Source organism: Aequorivita lipolytica, assembly GCF_007997135.1.
Classification (GTDB): domain Bacteria; phylum Bacteroidota; class Bacteroidia; order Flavobacteriales; family Flavobacteriaceae; genus Aequorivita; species Aequorivita lipolytica.
Genome location: NZ_VORU01000039.1, coordinates 1 through 1,290 on the forward strand (window position 1 = coordinate 1; position 1,290 = coordinate 1,290).

The 1,290-nt window shown below is 45.1% G+C and carries 1 protein-coding gene; it reads left to right on the forward strand.

Translation table 11 applies throughout. The features are described from left to right. Positions 1 to 49 precede the first annotated feature (49 nt). A complete protein-coding gene (locus ESV24_RS15180) occupies positions 50 to 1,282 on the forward strand; it encodes an IS256 family transposase (RefSeq protein ID WP_111817167.1) in 1,233 nt (410 codons plus the stop codon). Positions 1,283 to 1,290 lie beyond the last annotated feature (8 nt).

A 1,290-nucleotide genomic window follows, 5' to 3' on the forward strand; every position in this document is an offset into this window, starting at 1 on the left:
GAGTCTATTCAATTAAGTGTGTCAATTTATAATTTAATAAATTAGACATATGAAAAATACAGAAATTACTTTGAACATGGAAGCCCTCATTAAACAAATGGGTGATGAGCTTCGTTCTGGTAAACCACTTACTGGAGCAGGTGGAATTTTCACACCTTTAATAAAGAAAGTGATCGAATCCAGTCTTGAGGGCGAGATGGATGCCCATTTGGAACAAGAGGGCAAATCATCAAAGAACCGTCGCAATGGGCGTGGGCGAAAAAATGTCCTTAGCTCTTCGGGTGGGCTGGAAATTTTTTCGCCACGTGACCGCGATGGCAGTTTCCAGCCCCAGACCATCAAAAAGCGCCAGCGTCGCCTGGAGATGGATATCGACAAGAAGATCCTTTCCCTCTACGGGCGTGGGATGAGCTATCAGGATATACAGGACCAACTAAAGGAAATGTATGATGTTGAACTATCGGTAGGTACCCTCACCTCGATAACCGATAGGATACTGCCCGATATTCTGGAATGGCAGCAACGTCCCCTGGAGAGTGTGTATCCCGTGATGTGGCTTGACGCGATGCACTTTAAGGTACGCGAACATGGCAAGGTCGTATCAAAGGCGGTCTACAACATACTTGGTGTAAATCGCGATGGGGACAAACAGGTACTGGGCATCTATTTTGGCGATAACGAATCCAGTAGTTTTTGGCGCAACGTCCTGCACGAGCTGCAACAGCGCGGTGTCAAAGATATATTCGTTGCGTGTATCGACAACCTGAGCGGTTTTGCCGATGCCATAGAGGATATCTTCCCCAAAACGGACGTACAGCTGTGCCTTGTGCACCAAATGCGCAACAGCATAAAATATGCCACCCATACCGATGTAAAGCCATTGGTGCGTGATCTAAAAAAGGTATATACAGCGTTAAACGAGAATGCGGCCAGACAATATTTGGACCAAGCGGAAGAAAAATGGGGGTCAAAGTACAAAGTTGTCTTCAGGAGCTGGAACAATAACTGGACGAGGCTGACGAACTTTTACAAATATCCACCAGCACTGCGCAGAGTCATATATACCAATAACCCAATCGAAAGCTACCATAGAATGGTACGTAAGGTGACCAAGACAAAAGGAGCCTTTACATCGGAGAATGCAATCGTAAAACAGATATATTTGGCAACCATAAATGCGCAGACAAGATGGAATGGTAGTATGTTTGCATGGGCATCGGTGCGAAGAGACCTAGTAGATTATTTTGACAACAGATTTTTAACCGATGACACACTTAATTGAACACTCCC